At 56.3% G+C, this 25,189-nt stretch carries 19 protein-coding genes; 6 read left to right on the forward strand and 13 right to left on the reverse strand.

The genetic code is table 11. The annotated features are described in order from the left end of the window. Positions 1–121: 121 nt before the first annotated feature. Complete coding sequence (locus tag JJO78_RS16970) at positions 122–967, reverse strand: TPR end-of-group domain-containing protein (protein WP_075194486.1); 846 nt, start codon at positions 965–967, stop codon at positions 122–124. Positions 968–1,279: 312 nt separating this feature from the next. Between JJO78_RS16970 and JJO78_RS16975 the strand changes: the two genes are divergently transcribed. Next, positions 1,280–1,774 carry a MarR family winged helix-turn-helix transcriptional regulator gene (locus tag JJO78_RS16975; protein ID WP_085679084.1) on the forward strand — a complete coding sequence of 165 codons (495 nt, stop codon included), beginning with the start codon at positions 1,280–1,282 and terminating at the stop codon, positions 1,772–1,774. Between the two features lie 146 nt (positions 1,775–1,920). On the opposite strand, the gene lon is transcribed toward JJO78_RS16975, so the two are convergent. Continuing rightward, positions 1,921–4,371, reverse strand: a complete 2,451-nt coding sequence (lon, locus tag JJO78_RS16980; protein ID WP_151983024.1) for an endopeptidase La — start codon at positions 4,369–4,371, stop codon at positions 1,921–1,923. A 212-nt stretch (positions 4,372–4,583) separates the two neighbouring features. On the opposite strand from lon, the gene JJO78_RS16985 reads away from it, so the two are divergent. Both JJO78_RS16985 and JJO78_RS16990 read left to right on the forward strand, forming a co-directional pair. Then, positions 4,584–5,453, forward strand: coding sequence for a thioredoxin family protein (locus JJO78_RS16985; RefSeq protein ID WP_136633514.1), 870 nt, complete (start codon positions 4,584–4,586; stop codon positions 5,451–5,453). A gap of 408 nt (positions 5,454–5,861) precedes the next feature. Then, complete coding sequence (locus JJO78_RS16990; protein ID WP_169052497.1) at positions 5,862–6,752, forward strand: helix-turn-helix transcriptional regulator; 891 nt, start codon at positions 5,862–5,864, stop codon at positions 6,750–6,752. A 68-nt stretch (positions 6,753–6,820) separates the two neighbouring features. Here the strand turns inward: JJO78_RS16990 and JJO78_RS16995 are convergent, their stop codons facing one another. Together JJO78_RS16995 and JJO78_RS17000 are read right to left on the reverse strand one after the other, a co-directional pair. Then, positions 6,821–8,800 carry a hypothetical protein gene (locus JJO78_RS16995; RefSeq protein ID WP_136633120.1) on the reverse strand — a complete coding sequence of 660 codons (1,980 nt, stop codon included), beginning with the start codon at positions 8,798–8,800 and terminating at the stop codon, positions 6,821–6,823. Positions 8,801–8,990: 190 nt separating this feature from the next. After that, entirely contained in the window at positions 8,991–10,355 is a 1,365-nt protein-coding gene (locus tag JJO78_RS17000) for a KamA family radical SAM protein (protein WP_151983022.1), read from the reverse strand. Between the two features lie 519 nt (positions 10,356–10,874). Here JJO78_RS17000 and aceE point away from each other — a divergent pair. The 3 genes from aceE (at position 10,875) to JJO78_RS17015 (ending at position 16,808) form a co-directional block, all read left to right on the forward strand. Then, positions 10,875–13,553: a pyruvate dehydrogenase (acetyl-transferring), homodimeric type gene (aceE, locus tag JJO78_RS17005; RefSeq protein ID WP_085679091.1), complete on the forward strand. Its 2,679-nt coding sequence runs from the start codon at positions 10,875–10,877 to the stop codon at positions 13,551–13,553. Positions 13,554–13,563: 10 nt separating this feature from the next. Beyond that, a complete protein-coding gene (gene aceF, locus JJO78_RS17010; RefSeq protein WP_136633976.1) occupies positions 13,564–15,249 on the forward strand; it encodes a dihydrolipoyllysine-residue acetyltransferase in 1,686 nt (561 codons plus the stop codon). Positions 15,250–15,551: 302 nt separating this feature from the next. Then, positions 15,552–16,808, forward strand: coding sequence for an NADH:flavin oxidoreductase/NADH oxidase family protein (locus tag JJO78_RS17015; protein WP_151983021.1), 1,257 nt, complete (start codon positions 15,552–15,554; stop codon positions 16,806–16,808). On the opposite strand, the gene JJO78_RS17020 is transcribed toward JJO78_RS17015, so the two are convergent. The 9 genes from JJO78_RS17020 to JJO78_RS17060 form a co-directional block, all read right to left on the reverse strand. Continuing rightward, on the reverse strand, positions 16,791–17,735 hold the full coding sequence (locus JJO78_RS17020; RefSeq protein WP_151983020.1) for a biotin-dependent carboxyltransferase family protein: 945 nt from the start codon (positions 17,733–17,735) through the stop codon (positions 16,791–16,793). The genes JJO78_RS17015 and JJO78_RS17020 overlap by 18 nt on opposite strands. Then, entirely contained in the window at positions 17,725–18,417 is a 693-nt protein-coding gene (pxpB, locus tag JJO78_RS17025; protein ID WP_151983019.1) for a 5-oxoprolinase subunit PxpB, read from the reverse strand. The genes JJO78_RS17020 and pxpB overlap by 11 nt, the downstream gene beginning before the upstream one ends. After that, positions 18,414–19,148 carry a 5-oxoprolinase subunit PxpA gene (locus tag JJO78_RS17030; RefSeq protein ID WP_151983018.1) on the reverse strand — a complete coding sequence of 245 codons (735 nt, stop codon included), beginning with the start codon at positions 19,146–19,148 and terminating at the stop codon, positions 18,414–18,416. The genes pxpB and JJO78_RS17030 overlap by 4 nt, the downstream gene beginning before the upstream one ends. A 30-nt stretch (positions 19,149–19,178) precedes the next feature. After that, positions 19,179–20,486: a TRAP transporter large permease gene (locus JJO78_RS17035; RefSeq protein WP_273624200.1), complete on the reverse strand. Its 1,308-nt coding sequence runs from the start codon at positions 20,484–20,486 to the stop codon at positions 19,179–19,181. Next, positions 20,486–21,004, reverse strand: coding sequence for a TRAP transporter small permease (locus JJO78_RS17040; RefSeq protein ID WP_273624201.1), 519 nt, complete (start codon positions 21,002–21,004; stop codon positions 20,486–20,488). Before JJO78_RS17040 ends, JJO78_RS17035 begins: the two co-directional genes overlap by 1 nt. A gap of 66 nt (positions 21,005–21,070) precedes the next feature. Then, positions 21,071–22,036: a TRAP transporter substrate-binding protein gene (locus tag JJO78_RS17045; protein WP_273624203.1), complete on the reverse strand. Its 966-nt coding sequence runs from the start codon at positions 22,034–22,036 to the stop codon at positions 21,071–21,073. A 53-nt stretch (positions 22,037–22,089) separates the two neighbouring features. Further along, the gene (locus JJO78_RS17050) at positions 22,090–22,905 is read right to left on the reverse strand and encodes a putative hydro-lyase (protein ID WP_273624204.1); all 816 of its coding nucleotides are present in this window, start codon (positions 22,903–22,905) and stop codon (positions 22,090–22,092) included. Positions 22,906–22,985: 80 nt separating this feature from the next. Beyond that, entirely contained in the window at positions 22,986–23,903 is a 918-nt protein-coding gene (locus JJO78_RS17055; protein ID WP_126811574.1) for a LysR family transcriptional regulator, read from the reverse strand. A gap of 139 nt (positions 23,904–24,042) precedes the next feature. Next, positions 24,043–25,179, reverse strand: coding sequence for a DcaP family trimeric outer membrane transporter (locus tag JJO78_RS17060; protein WP_273624206.1), 1,137 nt, complete (start codon positions 25,177–25,179; stop codon positions 24,043–24,045). Positions 25,180–25,189 lie beyond the last annotated feature (10 nt).

The following is a 25,189-nucleotide window of genomic DNA, read 5'->3' on the forward strand; positions in this document are numbered from 1 at the left end:
GCGATGTAAACAAACACCACACCTGCCGCCTTGTCAAGCAGGCAGTGCCAGTGAATGTGACGGAACGCCGACAGTTGTTTTTCCAATCATAGGCGAGCAAAGAGCGTGCCGGCCTGTCGTGTCAGACGTCAGACTGCTCCCCGTCGTCCGGGAAAATCAGTTTCCGGAAACTGTCGTGATCCCTTAACTGTTCAAAGCTGGGGTCAACGGAGGCGTCGTCCTTGTACGCTTCAGAGATATTAATCGCCTTTTGCAGCGTCGTCACGGCATCGTCCCAACGACCGATCTCGGCGTAGGCGCAGGCCAGCTGATAGTGCGCATGGCCGTTTTCAGGGGCCAGTTTCAGGGCGCGCTGGCAAAGACTGATGGCCCATAGTGGCTCCTGCATTTCCAGCACAGCATCGGCCTTGTAGCTCAGCGCTTCCACGTCGTCAGGCCGAAGATCCAGGATCGTATCGTAGGCAGAAATCTTATTCTGCTGGGAGGTTTCCTGGCTGGCCTTTAGCCAAAGGGAGTGCACTTCGTTGGTGCGTTCGATCTCGGCCTGGTTCTGATGAATGATGTCGGATTTCTGCCTTAACTGGTCCTCGATGAATTCCAGGCGCTTTTCATATTCAACGACGAGTTCATTGACCCGCTTCTCAGCAAGGCTGGTGAGCTGGTTGCGCATGTCGCGAATCGAATTCCAGCCAATGACCACGAGAATGGAGGTGGCGCCAGCGATCAGGTAGAAGAAGTAGGTAACGGTGTCGGTGGCGTACGACATGGTTTTGTCGGCCACCGAGAGTTCTTTGTCGACAACCTTCTCGATCAGCTCGGCGCGGGTGTTCATCATTTCCTTGCGCAGTGCTTTGGTTTCCTCCAATAGATACAGCTCAACAAACGGCGTGTACATGGGTTCTTCCGCAGTGTCGATTCGCTGCTGGACATCCTCGGCGGTAAGGTTATCGCCGGGCTCCTGAGCCATGGTGGCAGAACTGAATAGCAGTGCGATCAGGCATGAAGCGAGGGCGGTTGTCAGGCGCTTCCTGAAAGAGCTTTGCGGAAGAAAACTGTGTGCTCGGGTGTTCATTGGGTCGTGTCCGTTTTGCGGAAATTCAACAAGGGGGTGACCTTAGCATAGTGGTTGGCGGAAAAAATGCTGAAATTCGTAAAAGCACTGGCAGGTCAGATCTATACATGCTGAGGGACGTGGGTACTACTGCTTGCAATATTCTGAACAAAGACCTCTAATGCTTAGTGTTATAAATAATTTGGCAAATCGAAGCGGAGTGGTGCGTTGAACAATTACGAAGAGGTTTTGGTGGCGTTGCGTCGGGTGATTCGAGCGACAGACCTGCATTCCAAACGCCTTAGCAAGCATGCGGGGCTGACGGGGCCACAATTGCTGATTATGCGCAGCATCCGTGACCTGGGCGAGGTCACCATCGGAACCATTGCCGACAAGGTGAGCCTGAGCCAGGCAACCGTGACCACGATTCTTGACCGGCTGGAGCATCGTAAGCTGGTCTACCGTGTTCGCAGCACTCAGGACAAGCGTAAGGTTCACGCCCACTTGACGGAGGAGGGCGCGGATATTCTGGCCCGCGCGCCGCAGCCGCTGCAGGAGGATTTCATCAAGAAGTTTCAGAGTCTGGCTGAGTGGGAGCAGACGATGATTCTGGCGTCGCTTCAGCGGGTGGCCAATATGATGGACGCTGATGATATTGATGCGTCGCCGGTTCTGGATGTGGGGCCGGTGTTGCGTGAGGATGGGTGGAAGGCCAAGGCCTGAGTTTGGCGCTGGCCTCTGGGGTGCCTGGTTTGGGGGTGGTGATACATTTTCTTTGGAAAAAGAACTCGCTGCGCTCGGACACCTTTTTCTGGCAGAAAACGTATCACCACCCCCAAACCGATCTTACCTTTTGAATACCGCCGAATTTAGTGTACGGACGAGCCCTTGTTCGGCTTGTTCCCGAAACACACCTGGAATACATCGCTGTAGTGCTTGGCGAAGTTTACTGTCAGTCCTTCCTTCAGGTATTCAGGCAGTTCCTCGTAATCCCCCCGATTCGCCTCTGGCAGGATCAGGTTGCTGATTTTCTGGCGTCTGGCCGCGATGACTTTTTCACGGATGCCGCCAACCGGAAGCACCTGGCCGGTGAGGGTCAGTTCGCCGGTCATGGCGAGATTCTGCTGTGGTGATTCGCGGCGGGCGATGGACAGCAGGGCGGTGGCCATGGTGACGCCGGCGCTGGGGCCGTCCTTGGGGGTGGCGCCTTCGGGGACGTGCAGGTGCACGAAGGATTTGTCGAAGAAGGTGGGGTCACCCTTGAATCGCTTGAGGTTTGAAGAGACAAAACTGTAGGCGATTTCGGCGGACTCTTTCATCACGTCACCCAGTTGCCCGGTGAGTTTGAAGCCACGCTGACTGCTGTGGATGCGTGAGGCTTCGATGCTCAGGGTGGCGCCGCCCATGGCGGTCCAGGCCAGGCCGGTGACTACACCGGTGCCTTTCAGGGATTTCTCTTTGCGGAAGGCTGGCTGTCCCAGGTAGGTTTGCAGGTCGGAGACGCCGACCTTCACGGGCTCGTTCGGCTCTTCCAGCAACCTCACAATGCCCTTACGGATGACTTTGTGCAGCAATTTTTCCAGGCTGCGGACGCCCGCTTCACGGGCGTAGCCTTCGATGATCTGTTTAATGGCGGCATCAGTGATGTTCATCTGCTTTTTCAGCAGGCCGGCTCGTTTCAGTAACCGGGGCATCAGGTGATGCTTGGCGATGGCAAGCTTTTCTTCGGTGATGTAGCCGGACAGCCGGATGACGTCCATGCGATCCAGTAATGGCCTTGGGATCGTGTCAAGCTGGTTGGCGGTACAGATAAACAGGACCTTGGACAGGTCCATGCGCACGTCCAGGTAATGATCCAGGAATTCCCGGTTCTGTTCCGGGTCCAGTGTTTCCAGCAGGGCGGAGGCTGGGTCGCCCTGGAAGGAGGCACCGATCTTGTCGATTTCGTCCAGCATGATCACCGGGTTGGACACCTTCGAGTCTTTCAATGCCTGCACGAATTTGCCAGGCATGGCGCCGATATAGGTGCGGCGGTGGCCCTTGATTTCAGCTTCGTCACGCATCCCGCCCACGCTGAATCGATAGAACTCACGTCCGAGGGCGTCGGCGACGGAATGGCCGATGGAGGTTTTACCCACGCCAGGCGGGCCCACCAGCAGGAGGATGGAGCCGCTGACTTCGCCCTTGAAGGTGCCTTCGGCAAGGAACTCGACGATACGGTCTTTCACGTCGTCCAGGCCATCGTGGTCACGGTCCAGGATGCGGCGGGCTCCGGTCAGATCGAAATGATCCTCCGAAGTCAGGCCCCAAGGCACCTGGGTCAGCCAGTCCAGGTAGTTGCGGGTAACGCCGTACTCCGGTGAGCCCTGCTCGAGTACCTGCAGTTTCTGAAGCTCGTCGTCAAAGCGTTCCTGAACCTGTTCCGGTGGGTTAAGGCTTTCCATGCGCTCGCGAAAACGCTCGGCGTCGGCGGTTTTATCGTCCTTGGCCATGCCCAGTTCGCGCTGGATGACCTTGAGCTGTTCTTTCAGGAAGAACTCACGCTGGTGCTTTTGCACCTTCTCGTTCACTTCTTCGCTGATTTCGCTCTGCAGGCGGGCGACTTCCTGTTCTTTCGCCATCAGCAGAAGTACTTTCTCCATGCGCCTGAGCAGAGGCACGGTGTTGAGTACTTCCTGCAGTTCCTGGCCCGGGGCGCTGGTCATCGAGGCACCAAAGTCCGCCAGGGGAGAGCTGTCATCCGGCCCGAATCGGGACAGGTATTGCTTCACTTCCTCTCCGTAAAGCGGGTTTGTGCGCAGAAGCTCCTTGATGGAGCTGATGATCGCGAGGGTATAGGCTTTCAACTCGTCGGCGGCTTCTTCCGGCTCGTCCGGGTATTCCACTTCTACCAGGTAGGGCGGCCGGCGCCGAAGCCATTGGGTAATGCGAAAACGCTGCAGGCCCTGGGCAATGAACTGGACTTTGCCGCTTTCGCCCTGGGCGTGATGGACGCGCACAGCGCAGCCTACGGTTTCCAGTTCCTCGCTGCCGGGAATGCCCTGTTCAGGATCGCTGTCTTCCACAAAGCATATACCCAGTACCTTGTGGTCGGTTTCGCCTACACGCTTGAGGGTTTCCTGCCAGGGGTTCTGGTTAACCACAATCGGCTGCACCTGGGCGGGGAAGAACGGCCTGTTCGACACCGGTAACACGTACATGCGGCGGGGCATCTGCTGTTTCGGCAGCACCAGGCTTTTGCTGTTCTCGTCCTTGCCGATGTACTCGGTCAGATCTTCTTCGGGAGCATCAAAAGAGTCGTTGCGGTTGTCGTCGTTCATGCCGTACACGCATCCTCCAGGAAATTTGATCCGGGCTGTCGCCCCGGCCCTATTGCCTATGTAACGGCAAAGGGGATTATTTCAAGGCAGGTGGCGGTAATTGCCGTTATCGTGCAGAGCCTGCGGCAAAACCTTGAATTTCGGCTCTTAGCCCCCATCACCAACAACAATCCGTTAATGACATTTCAGGAAATCACTTTCAGGTGCCATCCATGAGCAACTCGCCGTACGTTTTCGAAGCCACCATGGACAACTTCCAGCAGGATGTGATGGAAGCGTCCTCCAAAACGCCCATATTGATTGACGTTTGGGCGGAGTGGTGCGCCCCCTGTAAGCAGTTGATGCCGTTGCTGGAAAAGCTGGCGGATGAGTATAAGGGCGGCTTCATGCTGGCCAAGGTGAACGCCGACGAGCAGCAGCAACTGACCGGCAGCCTGGGTGTGCGCAGCCTACCCACCGTGATCCTTGTGAAGGATGGTCAGGCAGTGGACGGCTTTAATGGTGCCTTGCAGGAGAGCGAGATCCGCAAGGTCCTCGACAAGCACATTGAAATGCCGGAAGACGAAGAGGCCCCTTACGATAAGGCTCACCGACTATGGGAAGAAGGTGATGTGGAAGCTGCACTGGCCGTGTTAACCGAGATGAATCGGAGCGACCCGGATGATCTGAAGGTACTGATCGACCTCGCGCAACTGAAGGCGGAGCTGGGTGATCTGGAAACCGCCGAGCAGGTACTGGAAAGCCTGCCGCCGGAAGAAAAGATGCAGCACCAGGCCAAGCAGCTTGCGGCCCGGCTGAAATTCCTCAGAGCGTCAGCAGAACTGCCCCCCATCCACGAACTGGAAGATGCACTGGACAAAGACCCGAAAGATCCTAATGCCCTGCACTTGCTGGCGTTGCATCACATCCTTCAGGAAAACAACGCCGAAGCGATGGAATTGCTGATTCGCCTGATGCGGGTGGACAGTAAGTACAAGGATGAAGTGGCGAAGACTACGTTGATTGAGCTGTTCGACAAGCTGGGAAATAATAACCCGGATGTGCGTACCTATCGGCGCAAGCTATATACGTTGATGCATTGATTACGGTCTTTGCTGAATCGGGCATTCGCACGAAAATGGCCTCCTTCTCATGGCTGAGTGCCCGTTTTCACTACACATTTTCCTGCGATCTTCCTATAGTGATTGTTGCTGGATTGACCAGAACAATCCTACCAACGGAGAAAGCAGGAAAGCTTGATGTCCCTTCAACAGCAAGAAAGAACGTCAGCGGCAGACACGTTTCTAGCAAATGAAGCTGCTCTGATTCACTGCCTTTATCAATCACTGCAGAATCAGACCGGATTTCATGATTTCCTGGCGATGCTGATGGTCTCTGTGAATGGTTGTGCAGCCCAACTCTCGTTTGTACGCAGGTCGCCCCGAGCAATTGAGCATATCTGGTATGCTGGATTGTCCGATGAGTTCATCGGATGGTATCTGGATAACAATATGATTGCCCACGATGCCGTGACCAACTTTGCCATTACTCAGGCACCCGGCACTTTCCACTCGGCCCTGCCCCTTATTGAAGACGGCCCGCCGGGCGATCAGTACGACCGCTGGGAGTCCGATCACAGCATGCTCGATTCTGCATGGCTGGTTGTCGATGCCTCAGATACACACATCGTGATGCTGACTGTGCAGCGCACAATCGCTCAGGGGGCTTATCTTCCGTCCGAGCTTGAGGCGATGGATCGTCTGATTCCCTTTATCCGTCAGTCCGTCAGCCTGGCTGAGACCTTTCATCAGAATGTACATTCCGAAAAGGCGCTGTCGACGTTTATTGAGCTAGTGTCGGGCGCTGCGTTTGTTCTGAACAGTCGTGGGCGCCTGATGGTGTCGAATCAACGGGGGGAGGAATTTCTGGCTACGGACCGAACCATCATGTTGCGGCAGCAGCGCTTTACGTTCGACGACGAGATTGCCCAGAAAACCTTTTTCCGAACCATTACACGGGTCGCCCGAGCGGACCTGGATGGCAATACCTACGAGCCGGAAACACTCGTTGTCCCTCGTTTGGAGAGAGCGCCTTTGCTGATGACTCTGCGTCCTCTTGAGCACAGCGAGTTCCTGACAGGCGGTGTGCTGGTATCCGTGATTGATTCAGAGTCGAGAGCGTTTCCTGATGAGGCGACGATTCGGCAGTACTTCTCTCTGACCGGAGCGGAAGCGCAGTTGTGCAAGGATTTGATTACAGGCATGAGCTTGAAGGATATTGCGCACCGGCGCCACAAAAGTGAGGCAACGGTCCGAAGCTATCTGAAGCAGGTTTTCCTGAAAACTGGGCAGAGTCGGCAGGGCCAGCTCATCAGCACTATTCTGTCATCGCTGCTGCGGTAAGGTAGGCGGGGGAGTCGGTTGTAGTCGCTGGTGAGGGCAGGAAGGCCCCGCCCTACACCAGCACTTGATCATTCGCTGGTTTTGATCAGAACAACCAGGCCAAGTTCATCTGGGTCTTCGTTGGTTTCCTGCCACTTCAGGGTGAAGATACCGAGGCTGGCGTCTTCGTTGAAGAAGCCGTCCAGAACGGTGGTTCCATCAGCGCCGGCAATCGTTATTGAGGTTTTTCCGGCGCCGCCGAGAGACACGACTGCCTGCGTTTCGACGGTATCTGTGGTGACGTTGATGTCGCCGGCCAGGCCGGATTTTCTAACTTCGAAGAACGCACCGCCGATGGTGCCGGCCGTTTCTGATGTCATTGTGAGGTAGGTGTTGAACTTACTGGAGGACATCAGAAAGTCTTCACCACTGCCCAGTTTCATGGACGTCAGAAGCATGCGGTACTGGTTGCCGGTAACCGTCGGTGCTGTTTCTGGCAGCTTGACCAGGAGGGTTTGGCTGGCCTCCGCGTTGTATTGGTCGCCTTCGGCCTCGGCGAAGGCCATGAAGTTAAACGCGTCGTTGATGAAGCCGTCTGCGGGCTCGCCACCTGCTGATGTAATGTCTCCATTTGCGGTAATTGCCAAGGGTTGGTCAACCTCCGCAGCTTCAGACAGGGAGCTGTATGTCGGGCCAGTAGCCTCCAGGCCGATCTGGTGGCCGCTGACCTGGCCATAGTCGTACGTACCGTCGCCGCCGAAACTGAGGATGTTGGTCTCCGTTGCCAGTTCCGTGACCCCTCCGGCCAACCAGGATTCCACAAATACCCGACCAAAGTTTCCGGTCAGATCCGAGTTCTGGAAAGCCTCGGGCTGACGGCTGAATACCTCAAGTGAACGGAATACTTCGTCACCCGTTTTTTGTTGGGGCTCGACGGCATCCTTTTCGCCATCACTGTTTGAGTCGACAGTTGCGTAGCGCACAGCCGCTTCATTGGATAGTACGAAGAAGAGGCCGGTATCTGTCACTTGCTGCAGGTTATAGGTATGGGCGGGATAGCGCCAACCATGGTCGCCACTGATTTCCTCCTCGAATTCGCCGGAGATCGACAGAATGCCGCTGTCGGTGAGGGTCGCAGGAAAGCTTTCGTCAATGTCTTCCGAGCCAACTTCGTAATAGACGCTGCTCTGGTTCAGTGCCGAACCAGACAGGCTGCCATAGGAGCTATCCTCGGCGATGTGGGTCACCGAAATGCTTCCGTTCCCGTTGTTGGTGAAGCTGAAAGTGCTGGTCCACAAGTCGTTGGCGTAGGTGCCAATCTCATTGTTCTCGCTGTCGTGGAGCGCGAAGGAGAAGGCGGCACTACGATAATTGCCGGTGATAGCAGAGCCATCGCCTTTGTCGGATTTGGCAACCGCCACTTCGTTCTCGACGAAGTCACCGATAACGTCTTCCAGTGCAGCAAAAGCCTGTTCAAGGTTTGCCGAGTCAGACAGTGAGAGATCAAATTCTTCGACACTGCCTTCAAGTTTTACAACGTCGGTCACCACCAGTTGATCCAGCTCAGCGCCCTGGCTGATGAACTTTCGGAGTACAAATTCGGAAACTGGAGAAATATCAACGTCCTGATCCACTACCTGTGCTCGAAGGGCGGTGTCGTTCTGCCCGGTGATCCGAACAATCAGGTTTCCGGCCAGGTTGACGTTTTGAGGTAACGTAAGTTCGTAGTCGCCGGTGATTGAGGTCACGGATGTTGCCAGCACTTCTCCAACCTGGTTTCCTTCGTTATCCACACGAATAAGTTCAACCGTCGCACCTTCAATCGGGTCCAGGCCTGTGACGGCGGCTGCGGCCGGTGAAATAAAGAAACTCAGGGCGAATTCGATGGCACCGGGTGGGCTCTCGAATGCAACTGTTGCGGCGGGTGCCGAGGCAGTACCAGAAATTGAAACGTCGGAAGTGTTGCTATTCTCTGATGCATCGCTGTCACTTGATGACCCGCCACAACCGGCGAGCAGGAGTGAGGAGGAAAGAGCGCTTGCAAATGCAATGTGGTTTATTTTTTTCACTGAAGACTCCTAAACAAACAGCCAGTTTGGTGAGGCTTGAGACTAGCATTAGGCTTGTCAGGAAAACGCCCTCATATGGGGGTAATTCGGTGTTCGAAGGTAGTGCAGAGTTATGGAGGTGCGGGGAGGGCTAATGGTTTATGTCCAAGGCGCCGGCACGGCGACGCCTTGGCTCGGTGAGAGAAAGATGTTAACCGTTTCCCTTCTTCATTTCTTCATACTCATCCTCAAAGAAGAACTTATCTTCCCCAAGGGCTGGTTCCAACTCATGCAGCCAGGTGGCGGTTTCGCTGTACTTGGCAAAGAACGGGCGCTGCACCCAGTCCGGGTTGCGGGCCTGGATGAACCGGAGCACGAACACTTTCTCGCCGTTGATCTCGGTGATGCCCTGTACCTCAACCTTGCCGGGGCCAGCGCTCATTGACGGGCCGCGGGCGGTGCGAGCCAGGCCTGAAACCTGCTTGATGGCTTCGCGGTAGATATTGAACGCTTCTACCAAAGGCACTTCGAAGTAGTTCTTGGCGCCGGTGTCCCGCTCCACAAACATGTAGTAAGGGATGATGCCCAGCTGTACTTCCTTGTCCCACAGTTTTGCCCAGTCGTCGGCATTGTCGTTCACATGCTTGATCAGTGGGCCCTGGGCGCGGATTTCAGCACCGGTGGCACGCAGGCGGCGGATGGCTTCTTCCGCGATATCGGTGGTGATTTCCTGCCAATGGTTGTAGTGCGCCATGATGGCCACGTGCTTGCCGGCATCCACAAGGCGGGCAAACAGATCAATCAGTTCGTCTGCATCCTTGTCGGTCACAAAACGGTATGGCCAGAAGGTCAGGGCCTTGGTGCCGATGCGAATGGTCTGGATGTGATCAAACTCCGGCTGCAGAAGAGGCTCCAGGTACTGGACCAGATTCTTGGTTTTCATCACCATGGGGTCGCCACCGGTGACCAGCAGGTCACTGACTTCGGTATGCTCCTGCAAGTAGCCGTGAAGCTTTTCTGCTTCGGTGCTGGCCATCTTCAGGTCCTTGTCGCCCACGAACTGAGCCCAGCGGAAGCAGAAGGTACAGTAGGAGTGGCAGGTCTGGCCCTGGGCCGGGAAGAACAGAACGGTTTCACGGTATTTGTGCTGAACGCCGTCCAGGACTTCGCCGTTCAGTTCCGGCATGTTCATTTCCATCTGGCCGGCCGGGTGCGGGTTCAGCTCGTCGCGAATTTCTTTCGCCACTGCCTGGATTTCTTTCTTCTCCGCGCCTTCACGATGCATCTTTGCCATGCGCTCGTAATGCTCGTCCTTCAGCATGCCCTTCTGGGGAAACACCAACTGGTAAAGTGGGTCGTTCGGCACCTTGTTCCAGTCAATCAGCTCATTGATCACGTATTCGTTAACGCGGAAGGGGAGTACGCTGGCTACCACCTTCATTTCAAACAGGGTCTCTTCAGGGAGATTCTGGATAACGTCAATTTTATCGAGCTGGCGGTCTGTGTAGACCTTGAAGCGCCGCTCTTCGAACTCGGCGGTTGGAATCCGGTTCGGGAACGTGACGATGGAGTTCATAGATCGCCCTCTTTGGTTGTGAGCCATATTCTGGAGGGGTGGAGATTGCCACCACTCCGCTGGTCAAAAAACGGGCAGGCGAGTATACATAAATCTAAAAGTATTTTCAGGTCTAATCAAATTGATAGGAAACCTACGACCTTGGTCTGAATATGCTTGTTTGGGAGAGAAAAAGGCGCCATTCTTACGTAAGTAACCGAAATAGTCCGACAGGCAATGGTGAATTTTCCTCAAAAATTGAATTTTCATACCGAAATGTAGTAAAAATACTACTTAATCGTCGGTGTGGTTTGTGCCGGTGTGTGAGTGATACCTGAATTCGCTGACCAAAAGCCAAGTGACTCAAGGGCGCTTCACGCAGTAAAACTGGCGATCGTGTTCTATGCTTGTTCAAGGTAACGGGCAGGCAGATACCCATAATAAAACGCTCTGCATTCCATCGCAGCTTATCGATATTGCAAGGCGCTCAGCCGCTGATCGTGGCGCGCTCTGCACTTTTTAATGCCAAGGGGAGGTTTGATGTACCAGGACGATGATCCCATAGAGACCAGTGAATGGCTGGATGCGCTGGAGTCTCTGATCGAACAGGAGGGCGTTGATCGCGCCAAGTACATTCTCGAAAGGCTCTCCGAACGAGCCAGCCGCGACGGCACTGAGTTGCCTTATTCCATCACGACGCCCTTCCGCAATTCCATTCCGGTGACCCAGGAAGCCCGGATGCCGGGCGATTTGTTCATGGAGCGCCGTATTCGTTCGTTGATCCGTTGGAACGCCATGGCCATGGTGCTGCGGGCCAATCAGCGCCCGGGTGATCTGGGCGGGCACGTGTCATCCTTCTCTTCGGCGGCGACATTGTACGATGTTGGCTTCAACTACTTCTTCCACGGTGGGGATGAGAAGCGCGAATCGGATCTGGTGTATTTCCAGGGTCACTCCTCACCAGGTATTTACGCCCGCTCCTACCTGGAAGGGCGTTTTAACGAAGATCAGTTGGATAAATACCGGGAAGAGGTGGACGGTGAAGGTCTGTCTTCCTACCCCCACCCCTGGCTGATGCCGGATTACTGGCAGTTCCCAACGGTGTCCATGGGCCTTGGGCCGATCCAGGCCATCTATCAGGCTCACGTGATGAAGTATCTACATAGCCGCGAGCTGATCGACATGGGCGACCGCAAGGTCTGGTGCTTTGTCGGGGATGGCGAGTGCGACGAGCCCGAAACCCTGGGTTCCATCTCTGTGGCTGGCCGCGAAAACCTGAGCAACCTGATCTTTGTCGTTAACTGTAACCTGCAGCGCCTCGACGGCCCTGTGCGTGGTAACGGCAAGATTATCCAGGAACTGGAAGGCGTATTCCGGGGAGCTGGCTGGAACGTGCTGAAAGTGGTCTGGGGCCGCATGTGGGATCCGCTGTTCGAGAAGGATCAGGACGGCCTGATGCAGCGCGTCATGGACGAAGCCGTTGACGGCGACCTGCAGAACTTCAAGAGCAACGGCCCGGCCTATACCCGTAAGCACTTCTTCGGCAAATACCCGGAGTTGTCCAAGATGGTGGATAACCTTACCGACGAGGACATCAACAAGCTTAACCGCGGCGGCCATGATCCTTACAAGGTCTATGCGGCCTATCATCACGCTATCCATAACAACGGTGGACGGCCGACGGTGATTCTGGCCCATACCATCAAAGGTTATGGCTTTGGTAACGCCGGCGAAGCGCAGAACACAGCGCACTCGCTCAAAAAACTCGATATCGAGCAACTGAAAGCCTTCCGTGACCGCTTTGCGGTGCCGCTGAAGGACGAAGAGCTCAAGGACGTGCCCTATTACCGGCCGGCGCCGGACAGCCCGGAAATCGTTTACATGAACAAGCGCCGGCAGGAACTGGGCGGTTTCTATCCCAAGCGCCGTAAGGACTGTCAGCCACTGCAGACGCCGCCGCTGGACACCTTCAAGAACTTGCTGGAAGGCTCCAATGGTCGTGAAATCTCTACGACCATGGCATTCGTGCGACTGCTGACGGCTCTGACCAAGGATAAGCGCATCGGTAAACGGGTGGTTCCGATCGTACCGGACGAGGCCCGTACCTTTGGTATGGAGGGTATGTTCCGTCAGTTGGGTATCTACACCTCTGAAGGCCAGAAGTATGTGCCGGAAGACCGTGACCAGATTATGTACTACAAGGAAGACAAGAAAGGTCAGGTGCTTGAGGAAGGGATCAACGAAGACGGTTCCATGGCAGCCTGGATGGCAGCAGCGACCTCCTACAGCACCAACAACTTCCCGCTGATACCGTTCTACATCTTCTACTCCATGTTCGGTTTCCAGCGCGTGGGCGACCTGGCCTGGGCGTCGGGTGACATTCAGGCCCGCGGTTTCCTGGTGGGTGGTACCGCCGGGCGAACAACGCTGAACGGTGAAGGCCTGCAGCACCAGGACGGCCACAGCCATATCCTGGCCCAGACCATTCCCAGCTGTAAGGCCTATGACCCGGCTTACGGTTACGAAATGGCCGTGGTGGTTCAGCATGGCATCAAGGAGATGTTTGAAGACAATCAGAACGTCTTCTACTACCTGACCATTGAAAATGAAAACTACGAGCAGCCCGCCATGCCGGAAGGCAAGGACGGCAAGAGAGTTGAAGACGGCATCATCAAGGGTATGTACCTGCTGGATTCCGTTGAAACCAAGGGTCGTAAGAAAACGCCACGGGTTCAGCTGATGGGCTCCGGTGCCATCCTTAACGAGGTGCGCGCGGCTGCGGAACTGCTGAAAGAAGACTTTGGTGTTGCCTCTGATATCTGGAGCGTGACCAGCTTCAACGAACTGGCCCGTGACGGCCTGCACATCGAGCGCTGGAATCGCCTGCACCCGGACGATACGCCCAAGAAGTCGTACATCACTCAATGCCTGGAGAAGCAGCAGGGGCCGGTGGTGTCGTCCACCGACTACATCAAGCTGTTGTCTGAACAGGTGCGGGCGTACATTCCGAAAACCTACCTGACCCTGGGCACCGATGGTTTCGGCCGCAGTGATACCCGCGAGAAATTGCGGAGTCACTTCGAGGTGGATCGTTACTACGTGGCGGTGACCGCGCTGGCAGCCCTGGCAAGGGATGGCGAAGTCAAAAACGACGTGGTTCTCGAGGCTATGCGCAAGTACGGAATCGATCGCAACAAAACGAACCCGGTGCTGAGCTAAGGAGACCGCCATGAGTGAACAGGAAATCAAGGTTCCGGATCTCGGCGGTGCAGACGAGGTCGAGGTTATCGAAGTGCTCGTCAGTAAGGGAGATTCGGTCGAGGAAGAAGATCCGATACTGACGGTGGAGTCCGATAAAGCATCGGTAGAACTGCCGTCACCGGGTGCCGGAAAAATTACCAAGATCACCGTCAAAGTGGGTGACAAGGTCAAGGAAGGCGATGTCGTTGGCATGATGGAAGTCAGTGGCGACACTGGTGGCTCGGATGACGACAAGGATTCTGGCGAAGACGCCAAGTCCGATGAGAAAGACGAGGCGGAAGCCAAGTCGGACGACAAAGAAGCCAAGTCTGAAGAGAAAAAGCCGGCACCGAAGAAATCCGGCGGTTCCCGTAAGGAAACCGTGAAGGTGCCCGCGCTGGACGGCTTCGACAATGTGCCGGTGATCGAGATCAACGTCAGCGAAGGTGATGAGGTTGAGGCGGACGATGCACTGGTGACCGTGGAGTCCGACAAGGCCACCATGGAGATTCCGTCTCCCTATGCCGGCAAGATCGGCAAGATTCTGGTGTCCGAGGGCGACAAGATCTCCGAAGGTCTCGATCTGGTTGAAATGACCATCGTGGAAGAGGGTGGCGACGAAGGCGAAGAGGACGCGTCGTCCGAGGCGTCTGAGTCTTCCAGCAAGGAAAAGCAGGAAGGTGAGCCTGAATCGAAAAGCAAGCCTTCCGATCCCAAGCCGGTGCAGCCCTCGGCAACCTACGAGCCACCGGCTCCGGGTGCCAAGGTTCATGCTGGACCGGCGGTGCGCAAGCTGGCCCGTGAATTCGGCGCGGATCTGACTCGCATCAAGGGTTCCGGCCCGAAGAGTCGCATCCTGAAAGACGATGTCCAGGCCTACGTGAAAAGCCAGCTGCAGCAGACGCAGCAGGGCAGCACGGTGGCTGGTGGCGGTGGCGCCGGTATTCCTGGCGTGAAACTGCCGGACTTCAGCCAGTTTGGTGAGATTGAGCGTGAATCCATGTCGCGCATGATGTTTGCCACGGCGAACAATATGCAGCGTAGCTGGCTGAACGTGCCCCACGTCACCCAGTTCGAGGACGCGGATATCACCGATATGGAAGACTTCCGCAAGGCCCAGAAGGCGGCCGGCGAGAAGAAGGGGGTGAAGATGACACCGCTTCCGTTCCTGCTAAAAGCCTGCGCCACGGCGCTGGCGGAGTTACCGCAGTTCAATGTGTCGCTGGATATGGACCGCAAGGAAGTGATCCACAAACAGTACATTCACATTGGTATTGCAGTGGACACGCCTCACGGGCTGATGGTGCCGGTGATCAAGGATGTCGACAAGAAAGGGCTCTGGGAGCTCGCGGCGGAAAGCGCGGACCTGGCGCAGAAGGCGCGGGACAAGCAGCTTAAACCGGCCGAAATGCAGGGTGCCTGCTTTACCATCACCAGCCTGGGTGGTATCGGTGGCACGGCGTTCACGCCTATTGTGAATACGCCGGAGGTGGCGATTCTTGGTGTCTCAAAAGCGGCGATGAAGCCGGTCTGGGATGGCAAGGATTTCCAGCCGCGGCTGATGCTGCCCCTGTCGCTGTCCTATGATCATCGAGCGGTGAACGGGGCAGATGCGGCTCGGTTTACCTCGGTGTTGAGTCAGTTGTTGGGGGATATTCGGTCCCTGCTTCTTTAAGGCTGGCAGTTCTGTTCCGTGGCCTTCGGGCTGCGGAGCGGTCGCGAGGCCGGTCAGGTTATTCAGAACACGCCCGTGGATACGTCCCTATAGGGCTCGGTCGCGCCATCCCTGGCGCTCCACGGTTCTGAATAACCTGACCGGCCTCGCTTGTTTTGGCTTTGTAGACATCTTCTGTTTTCTTACTGACTTGTATGTCACCGCAACTGGTGCGGCATTCCGGCCAATGCAGCCATTCTGTTTACTCGCCATGATCGGATCTCGTCCTTGGAAAATTCCAGGCATCCTACGGAGACCGATCAATGAATCCTGCCGAACTGCTTTCCCAGCCTCTAGCCCTGAAAAACGGGGCGGTGATACCCAATCGATTTGCCAAATCGGCCATGAGCGAAACTCTTGGAACCATGGATAACCGTGTGACGCGGGATCTGCCACGGCTTTATGGCACTTGGGCGGATGGCGGGATCGGGTTGTCGATCACCGGGAATGTGATGATTGATCGGCGACATATTGGTGAACCAGGGAATGTGGTGCTGGAGGATGAGCGGGATCTGGACCTGTTGCGGGAATGGGCGGGGGCTGGCTCACGCAATGGGTGCCAGCTGTGGATGCAGCTCAACCATCCCGGTAAGCAGAGCCCGAAAATGCTGAACAAGGCGCCGGTGTCGCCCAGTGCGGTTCCGTTCCGCAAGGAGTTACAGGTCATGTTTGCCACGCCTCGGGCGCTGGAAGTGTCGGAGATTGAGGAGATTATCCAGAGGTTCGCCAACAGTGCGGCGATTGCAGAGAAGGCGGGCTTTTCCGGGGTTCAGATTCACGGCGCGCACGGATATCTGGTGAGTCAGTTTTTGTCGCCCCACCATAACGTTCGGGAGGACGAGTGGGGTGGTAGTCCCGAGAATCGGATGCGGTTTGTGGTGGAAGTGTACAAAGCCATCCGCGCGGCGACCGGCGAGCAGTTCAGTGTGGGCATCAAGCTAAATTCGGCGGATTTTCAGAGGGGCGGTTTTACCGAGGAAGAGTCGTTAAAGGTTATCGAGACCCTGGCGGAGCTCGGCATTGATCTGGTGGAGATTTCCGGTGGCAATTACGAAAACCCGGCGATGGCGAAAGGTGCCAAGGGTGTGAATGGCGCGAAGGCCAGCACCGTCGCCCGGGAGGCGTATTTCCTGGAATTTGCGGAGAAGGTGCGCAAGCGGGTGGACGTGCCGTTGATGGTAACCGGTGGTTTCCGCACCGAGTCAGGCATGGCGGAAGCTGTGGCATCGCGGGCTACAGATCTGGTGGGCCTGGCGCGGCCACTGGCGGTGGAGCCGGACTTCCCGAGACGCATTATGGCAGGGCAGGCATTTACCAGTTCCGTGAAACCCATTCGCACCGGCATTCGCTTGATTGATGAGATGGCGCTGATGGAAGTGAGCTGGTACACCCGGCAACTCGGGCGCATGGGTAAGGGTAAGGCACCAAAGAAGCACGACCGGGGTGTGCTGTCTTTGATGGAGGTGCTGGCGGTGATGACGTCGCGGGGCGTGCGTACCCGGCTACGGGCCGGCGAGTGATGTTTTGAAGGTTTCCAGCTTGTGGTTGAAAATCGCGCGTTGGGCTTCGGCCTCTGCGACGTCCGCAAGATAAAAACGGATCCGTGTCCCGGGCCCACGTTGCGCCAGTCGGCCAGCATCCAGGGCGCTCAGGCAGCCTATTTTTGGGTAGCCGCCGATGGTTTGCCGGTCTTTCATCAGGACGATCGGCTGGCCGTCACTGGGCACCTGAATGGCACCATAGGCGATGCCTTCGGAGATGATGCCGTCCAGCTCAGAGTGTATAGGGTCGCCGGTTAACCTATAGCCCATGCGATCGATTCGCTGGCTGACCTCGTAACAGCCCGTGAAGAATTTCATACGCTCACCAGCAGAGAAGTGCGCGTATTGGTAGCTGGGTATCACACCGATGTGGAGGTCCTGGTTATAGTCCGGAATTTCCCCGGCTGGCAGGCTTGCCATGGTCTTTGGATGGCTGCGGTCAAAACCGATGCAGTCGCCTTTGGTCAGCTTTTGCCCACGTCCATCCAGTCCTCCAAGGCCTTCGCGCACGACGGTGGCGCAGCTACCCAGTTTCACGGTGGGCTTCAGTCCCCCGGCGATGGCAAGGTAGGCCCTTAGTCCGGCCACCGGCATGCCGAATTCGATACGGTCTCCCCGGTGGATTTGATAGGTATGCCAGGGTGCTGCCGCCTCTCCATTGATCTGTGCTCCGAGGTCCGCACCCGTGAGCGCGATGCAGGTATCCTCATGGGCCAGCAGGCTCAGTTTTCCAATATTGATCTCGATCTGCGCTGCCTCCGGTGGATTGGCGAGCAGGCGGTTGGCCCAACGAAAGGCATGCTCGTCCATGGGGCCGCCGGTGGTCACGCCAATGTGTTGATAGCCGTACCGGCCAGGGTCCTGCAATAAGGCCAGCATACCGCCATCCAGAACTTCAAAACTCATCGAGGTTGCCTCCGAGGTCCAGATACTCCTGGCGGTCAATCGACCGGAACCGCACCCTATCCCCTACTGATACCAGTGCCAGGGAATCGCTGTCCCAATCGATCATTCTTTGAGGTGTGCGACCGACTATCTGCCACCCGCCCGGCGTGGCGCTGGGATAGATGGCGGTCTGCGAGCCGGCAATGCCAACGCTCCCGGTGGGTATTTTCTGTCGGGGCGTGGCTTTGCGGGGCAGGGCAATTCGTTGGTCGGTAATGCCAAGGTAAGCGAACCCCGGGCTGAATCCGATGGCGTAAACGCGGTAGGTCTGCTCACTGTGGATGCGCACCACTTCGTCCCGGCTCAGCCCGGAATAGTCACACACCTCGTCCAGGTCCAGGCCTACTTCGTCGCCGTAGTAGACCGGCAACTCAATGGTGCTGGAAGCGCTTTCATCCGGTGCCTCCTGTTCGCCCTGGCTCAGTGCCTTGCGCAGCCGGGATGCGATGCCGAAGCGGTCGGTCCTGTCGGCGTCATAGCAAACCAGCACGGAGGTATACGAAGGCACCAGGTCAATCACCAGGTCCGACAGGTTCTGGCGAATGGCCTCCGTGGCCCGCTTGACCTGGCCGGCGATGTCATCGCTGATACGGTCACCAAAATAGACGATGCACGTACTTTCGTTGACGGCTTCAATGATCATAGTGACTCAACGACCTGCCGCATGTGCCTGGCCGCCTCTACAGCATGCTGGCTGTCACCATGAATGCAGAGAGTGTCGGCCTTTATCGGGATACGTTTGCCGGAAATCGACGTGACGCTGCCTTCGGTGATGATCTGTGTTACCTGCCTTTCTATGGCTTCCGGCGTGTCGTGAACCGCGTTCTTCACCGAGCGTTTAACCAGACGGCCTTCGTCGCTGTAGGCACGGTCGGAAAACGCCTCGAACCACACGTTGATGCCAGCGTCAGCGGCCAGCGCCAGAACTTCGTCGGCATCGGGTGTTGCCATGACTACCAGGGGGCAGTGGGGTGCATAGTTGCGTACCGCAGCCATCACCGTTGCCAGGGTTGTGCGGTCTACTGCCATTTTGTTGTAGAGCGCGCCGTGGGGTTTGATGTATTCGATGGCTGTGCCGTGGGTGCGGCAGATGCCGTCCAGCGCAGCGATCTGATACACCAGCAGGGCCTGGAGTTCTTCGGGTGCAAACTCCATGTCGCGCCGGCCGAAACCCAGCAGGTCCGGATAACCCGGGTGCGCGCCGATGGTGACCTTCTCGGCAATCGCGGTTCTGACGGTGCGGTCCATGGTCAGCGGGTCTGAGGCATGGAAGCCGCAGGCAATATTGGCCATATCAATGTAGGGCATGACCTCGGCATCCATGCCTTTGGTCCAGCTACCGAAGCTCTCGCCCATATCGCAGTTGAGTTTCATTGGTTGTCTCCAGAAACAAGTGAACGTGCGCTAGCCTCGGCTCATGGTCTGAGGGAGGTAGGTGACAATTTCCGGGAACCAGCCGATCAGAAACAGTGCCGCCATGATCAGCAGGAAAAAGGGTAGCGCGGCCCGGGCAACGTAGAGGATGTCTTTCCCGGTCAATGCCTGGATCACGAACAGGTTAAAACCCACCGGCGGTGTGATTTGTGCCATCTCAACCACCAGAACGATAAAGATGCCAAACCAGAGCATGTCGATGCCGGCCTGCTGGACCATGGGCATGACCACAGCGACGGTAAGAACCACCACGGAAATGCCATCCAGGAAACAGCCCAGTAGAACGAAGAGGGCCGTCAGGCAGACAAGCAGTTCGAAAGAAGAGAGCGACATGCTGCCAATCCATTCCGCCAGCTCTCTTGGAATGCCGAGAAAGCCCATGGACAAGGTGAGAAAGTGTGCGCCCACCAGAATCAGGCCAATCATGCAGGAGCTTTTGACCGCGCCCAGCAGGCTTGCCTTGAAACTGTCGGCGTTCAGGGACCCGGTGACAGTCGCCAGCAGCAGGGCGCCAAAAACGCCGAGTGCGGCAGCCTCGGTGGGTGTGGTAAAGCCGGCATAAATCGAACCAAGCACAAATACAATCAGGCCCACAATCGGCAGCAGCATTCGCAGCGCCTTGATCTTGGCTGAGAACGAGATGTGCTCTTTCTTATGCTTGGGCATCTCATCCTTGTTCAATGCTGCCCATACCATGGTGTAACCCATGAACATGACCACCAGCATGAGGCCGGGCAGGGCGCCGGCGATAAACAGGCGGCCGATGGACACCTCAGCCGCCACGCCGTAAACAATCAGAATGATGGACGGCGGTATCAGCAGCCCAAGGGTGCCCGAACCGGCAAGGGTGCCAACGGCCATGCGGTCACTGTAACCCTGAGCCTTGAGCTCGGGCAGGGTCATGCGGCCAATGGTGGCTGCCGTGGCGGCAGACGAGCCGGACACCGCGGCGAATATACCGCAGCTGAGAATGTTTACGTGCAGCAGCTTGCCCGGTAAACCACCCATCCAGGGTGACAGTCCCTTAAACAGGTCCTCGGACAAGCGAGTACGGAACAGAACCTCGCCCATCCAGATGAACATCGGCAGTGCGGTCAGAGACCAGCCGGTGCTTGCGCCCCAACTGGAGGTTGCGAACAGAAGGCCGATCTGGTCGTTGCCGGACAACAATAGCCCGAGGACGCCAATGCCGACCAAGGTCAGTGATACCCAAACACCAAGCGCGAGCATCAATATCATGGAGGCAGCGAGGGCGATGGAAAGCAGCGTGGTATCCATCAGATTTCCTCCAGATTGACGTCACTTTCGTGTTGTTGGTAAGAAGGCACACGTTTTCGTAGTACCGCGATCAGGTCGTCCAGGATCGCGATAGTAAGCGCTAACGTGCCCAGCCCAACCGGGATCTGAGGGATCCAGAGCGGAATGGGAATGTAGCCGTGTGAGACCTCCTCGAAAACGTAGGACTCCCAAACCATGTGCCAGCAGTAGAAGGTCATGAAGCACGCAAGGCCGAGGCCAAGGATGAGTACCGCCAGTTCCTGAACGAACCGCGCCCGGGGGGACCATTTCTGGATAACCAGGGTTACCCTGATATGGCCACCTTCATGGAAGGTGTAGGCAAGCCCGAAAAACGTAGAAGCAGCGAGAGCATACCCGGACACGTTTTCAGCGGAAGGAATGATGAAGCCGAACAGCCGGCCGACAATCTGCACCAGGATCACAACCATGATCAGTGCAATGCAGAACCCCGCTGCGTAACCAGATGCCAGGTAAAACTTGTTTCGAAGGGTACTCATGGAAGATGCCTCCCAAGGCGGCTTTCCCGCTGGAATGCCAGGGGAAAGCGTCTTGTGAATGGATCGTTAACGGTAGTTTTGCAGAATAGCGCCAACTTCCTTCGGAGCTTCTTCTTCCCATTCCTGGATCATGATGTCGCCGATCTTCTGGAATTCCTGCATCAGCTGTTCGGATGGCTCGGATACTTCAATACCATTCTCTGCCAGCGTCGCCGTGTCTTCGGCGGCGGTTACACGAACGCCCTCCCAGCCCTTCATTTCGGCTGCCGCGGCGGCGTCGAGAATGACCTGCTGTTGTTCTTCGCTCAGGCGGCGAAAGGCGCGCTTGTTGACGACGACAACGTTCTTGGGAATCCAGGCTTTGATGTCAGTGTAGTGAGAGAGGTAATCCCAGGCCTGGCCGTTGGCGCCGGTGGATGGCGAGGTAATCATCGCGTCAATGATGCCGGTACTGAATGCCTGGGGGATCTCAGGTACCTGAACGGTGGTCGGGGTGGTGTTCATGAGATCAGCCAGCCGTGAAGTGGACGGGCTGTAAGCGCGCATCTTCAGACCTTCCAGGTCGCTCATGGTGTTGACCGGAGCCTTTGTGTACAGGCTCTGGGCGGGCCATGGCACCGTGTAAAGCAGCTTCATGCCCTCTTTGTCGAGTTGTTTTTCCACCTCGGGTTTTGCGGCTTCCCAGAGCCGTTTTGCATCCTCAAAGCTGGTTGCCAGAAACGGAATGTTGTCGTGTTTGAACACCGGATGGGTGTTGCCCATGATGCCGATGAAGATCTCCCCCAGCTGAACCTGTCCTGTGCGGACGGCCCTCGGGATTTCCGGATGTTTAACCAGTGAGGCGCCGGAGTGGACGGTGATGGCTATGTCGCCGTCGGTGCCTGCCTTGATGTCTTCAGCAAACTCATAGGCGATTTTGGTTGGCAGGTTCGCATCGCCGTAGGGCGTTGGCATGTGCCATTGGGCAGCGTTGACTGCGGTGGTGAAGAAAATCCCTGCCATCAGGGTGGCTGTCGCAAGTTGTTTGAACATATCGATTCTCCCGTTCTTTTGTTGTTGTTGCTTTGGTCATCAATTGGCAGTTGCTAAAGCACCGCCAGTTCTTCGTTGAGCCGCTCGGTGAGCAGCATTTTTCCCGGTACGTGAGTGATCGCGATCGGGGGGCGTGCGTTCTCCAGGGCAACCTGCGGCGTCACGCCACAGGCCCAGAAGACGGGTATCTCGTCACGGCCGATGGTGACGGCGTCGCCAAAATCCGGAGCGTGGATATCGTTGATTCCTATCAGGGCCGGATCCCCGATGTGCACCGGCGCCCCGTGCGCTTTGGGTAGCCGGGTGGTGATCTGAATCGCCCGGATAGCATCGGCAGCTTTGAACGGCCTCATGGAGACCACCATGTCGCCGTGGAACCGGCCGGCCGTTTGGGTGGCAATGTTCGAGCGATACATGGATACGTTCTGCCCCTGCTCGACGTTCCTGATGGACAGGCCGGCACGGACCAGCGCATCTTCGAACGAGAAGGAGCAGCCGAGTACAAACGTCACAAAATCGTTGCGCCACACATCACGAATGTCAGTGGCGGTCTCAGCCCGTTCACCATTGCGGAAGATCTGGTACTCGGGGATGTCGGTTCGGATGTCCAGATCACGCCCAAGGCCCGGCAGCATGGGGTCACCGGTCTGGGAGACGCCAATCAGGGGGCAGGCGACAGGATTGTTCTGGCAAAACAGAAGAAAATCGTTCGCCCAGTCCGCCTGCAGGATGACGACATTGCCCTGAACCAGGCTCTGTGCCTTGCCGCTGGTGGTTCCGGTATGGGAACCGGAACGTATGTGCGCGCGTAGTTCAGATACCTGGTCAAGCAGGCCTGTTTTGAAGTCTGAATAATCGCCGGTCTGCATCTCGGCTACCCCTGATTGAATTTGTTATGTGGTTATGGATCAGGTTATTCCTATTGGCGAAAAAGTCTAATTATGGTTTTTTACGTTTGGTGATAAGTTTCGGTGATGTCAGGTTCCACGTACTGTTTCGAAACGTTGACCGCCAGGTTGGCGGCCAGTTCGGCTATCGGGTTAAACGGCACGCTGGGGTACGAGGCTGTGAATGCCAGTTGTGATGGTGTCCAGGCGGCATCCAGAGTGATCAGGCGCCCGCTTTTCAGGCCGTCAGATATCACGCTCATCGGTAGTGCCGACACACCAATGCCATCCAGCGTCAGCCGGCGACATGCTGCCAGTGAACTGGATGAATAGAAGCGTGCGGGCAGTTCGTCCAGTTCGCTGAATTTCTGGCTGATTTCGGCAAACGGCTTGGTGTTTCTGGCGTAGGTAATGATGGGCCACTGGGCCAGTTCCTCGAGCTCCAGTTTTCGGTCTGGCAGTTTCAGCGAGGGACTTGCGACCCAGATCAGCGGGAAGCTGCACAGGTCCAGGTTTTCAATTTTGGGTTCGGAAACCGGACCCATCAGGAAAGCGAGATCGAAGGTCCGGTCCATCAGGCCGGTGCGGAGGTTCCCGGTGACGTCGACCGTGATCTCCACGTCCAGGTTTGGCGTGTTTTCGTTCAGCTTGCGGAAAAAGTATGGCAGCCAGGAGTGAACGATGGTCTCGGAAACGCCAAGCCTCAAGATGCCGGACAGCAATGCGACCCTGTCGGCTCGTTTGCGCAGCTGCTGCGACATGGAGACGATTTTTTCGGCGTAGGGCAACAGCTCCTGCCCCCTGGTCGTCAACATGGTGCGGCCGGAATCCCGCTCAAAGAGCTGAACGCCCAGTTCTTCTTCAAGCGCTGCTATTCGATTGGATATCGCGGGTTGCGTGGTGTTTTGCCGCTCTGCCGCCTTGCGAAAACTTCCGAGGGTGGCTACCCAGATAAAAGTTTCCAGGCGTTTAAAGTTCATGGGCGCCCTTTGTGTTGGATAGCGGAATACCTTTCGACGTTGAGTGGGGCTGCTAGCTGAAGTTTAGTTCAGAATACGAAAGGCATAAAAAAACCCCGGCACGTGGCCGGGGTTTCCGTGTTGCTAACTTCTGATTAAATCAGAAGCTGTATTGCGCAGCGAACAATACTCGGCTCGCGTCAGTTGAATCGCCTGCTACGGTTTCCTGATCGAAGTAGCCGTATTCGACGCCCATCATCACGTTTTTAACCGGCATCCACATGTAGTTAAGGAACATGTTCTGGTTTGTTTCCGCATCTGCATTGGTCGTAGCGCCGTCTGCAATTGCGTCATCAAGATCCAATGTGGTGGTGCCGTAGCCAAGGTTAATGTTGCGACCACCGCCGAGTTCCATGCTAACGCCGAGAGAGCCGCCGTAACCTGTGATAGTTTCTAGGCTGTTTCCGTCAACATAAGCACTTGGGCCAAAGTAGTTGCTGCCTGAGCGCCAAAGGTAACCGTTTGCACCATCGGTGTAGTTAATCGCACCTTGTACGGAGAACATGTCGCTCAGTGCGAGTTTTGCCGCACCGAAAACTGCATAACCCACGGCGCTATCATCGTTGTTGCCATCATCAGCAGTTACTTGGCTTACAAGTGCAGCTGCCGAGTATGAAAGCGCGTCTGCGGAGTCTTGAAGGCGGGCGGTAAACGCTGGGGCTGAGGTGCGAGTGTTGCCACCGGCACCCAGGACACCTTGCGAACTAGGGTCTTCGAGGGAGAACGAAAGTGCCCCAGTGGTATAGCGAATCTGCTCTGTGCGATCTTGGCTACCTGCCGTACCCGCAAGGCTATCGAAGTCAAGTGTCGGGGTGTTGCCTACGAAACTTGTGAAGTTAGACCAGTTGCGACCCGCCATCAAGCCTTTATACTCGCCATAGGCATGGCGCATGCGCAGACTGCCGGCTCCATTACCTGAACCGCGGAAGTCACCTTCAACGGTAATAGAGACTCCAGAGGAGTGCTTAACTTTGACACCCAAGCGACTTTGTTGAACGTCAGCGCCGAAGTGACCGGTTACATCCTCATTACTTGATTGCGCAAATGTACCAGCTCTGGTTGATACAGCGCGATCGGCGTCAAAGTCATAGCTCATGTTGAGTCGAGCGTAACCATAAAGGCTAGCTTCAACGTCATCACCCGCATTTAAAGTGAGTGCATTCGCCTGCGCAGCTACCCCCAGAATTGCTACCGCAGCCGTTGAACGAATTGCCATTCTTAATTTGTTGCTTTGCATCTTTGTTGTC

The organism is Marinobacter sp. DS40M6 (genome assembly GCF_028581595.1).
Lineage (GTDB): Bacteria > Pseudomonadota > Gammaproteobacteria > Pseudomonadales > Oleiphilaceae > Marinobacter > Marinobacter salarius.

What these genes read in the sequence shown, in the direction of transcription:
- JJO78_RS17035 (WP_273624200.1), bottom strand. Translation starts at nt 20,486, where the DNA reads ATGGATACCACGCTGCTTTCCATCGCCCTCGCTGCCTCCATGATATTG.
- JJO78_RS17045 (WP_273624203.1), bottom strand. Translation starts at nt 22,036, where the DNA reads ATGTTCAAACAACTTGCGACAGCCACCCTGATGGCAGGGATTTTCTTC.
- JJO78_RS17000 (WP_151983022.1), bottom strand. Translation starts at nt 10,355, where the DNA reads ATGAACTCCATCGTCACGTTCCCGAACCGGATTCCAACCGCCGAGTTC.
- JJO78_RS16985 (WP_136633514.1), top strand. Translation starts at nt 4,584, where the DNA reads ATGAGCAACTCGCCGTACGTTTTCGAAGCCACCATGGACAACTTCCAG.
- JJO78_RS17015 (WP_151983021.1), top strand. Translation starts at nt 15,552, where the DNA reads ATGAATCCTGCCGAACTGCTTTCCCAGCCTCTAGCCCTGAAAAACGGG.
- lon (WP_151983024.1), bottom strand. Translation starts at nt 4,371, where the DNA reads ATGAACGACGACAACCGCAACGACTCTTTTGATGCTCCCGAAGAAGAT.
- JJO78_RS17020 (WP_151983020.1), bottom strand. Translation starts at nt 17,735, where the DNA reads ATGAGTTTTGAAGTTCTGGATGGCGGTATGCTGGCCTTATTGCAGGAC.
- pxpB (WP_151983019.1), bottom strand. Translation starts at nt 18,417, where the DNA reads ATGATCATTGAAGCCGTCAACGAAAGTACGTGCATCGTCTATTTTGGT.
- aceF (WP_136633976.1), top strand. Translation starts at nt 13,564, where the DNA reads ATGAGTGAACAGGAAATCAAGGTTCCGGATCTCGGCGGTGCAGACGAG.
- JJO78_RS17050 (WP_273624204.1), bottom strand. Translation starts at nt 22,905, where the DNA reads ATGCAGACCGGCGATTATTCAGACTTCAAAACAGGCCTGCTTGACCAG.
- JJO78_RS17055 (WP_126811574.1), bottom strand. Translation starts at nt 23,903, where the DNA reads ATGAACTTTAAACGCCTGGAAACTTTTATCTGGGTAGCCACCCTCGGA.
- JJO78_RS16990 (WP_169052497.1), top strand. Translation starts at nt 5,862, where the DNA reads ATGATTGCCCACGATGCCGTGACCAACTTTGCCATTACTCAGGCACCC.
- aceE (WP_085679091.1), top strand. Translation starts at nt 10,875, where the DNA reads ATGTACCAGGACGATGATCCCATAGAGACCAGTGAATGGCTGGATGCG.
- JJO78_RS17030 (WP_151983018.1), bottom strand. Translation starts at nt 19,148, where the DNA reads ATGAAACTCAACTGCGATATGGGCGAGAGCTTCGGTAGCTGGACCAAA.
- JJO78_RS17060 (WP_273624206.1), bottom strand. Translation starts at nt 25,179, where the DNA reads ATGCAAAGCAACAAATTAAGAATGGCAATTCGTTCAACGGCTGCGGTA.
- JJO78_RS16970 (WP_075194486.1), bottom strand. Translation starts at nt 967, where the DNA reads ATGGCTCAGGAGCCCGGCGATAACCTTACCGCCGAGGATGTCCAGCAG.
- JJO78_RS17040 (WP_273624201.1), bottom strand. Translation starts at nt 21,004, where the DNA reads ATGAGTACCCTTCGAAACAAGTTTTACCTGGCATCTGGTTACGCAGCG.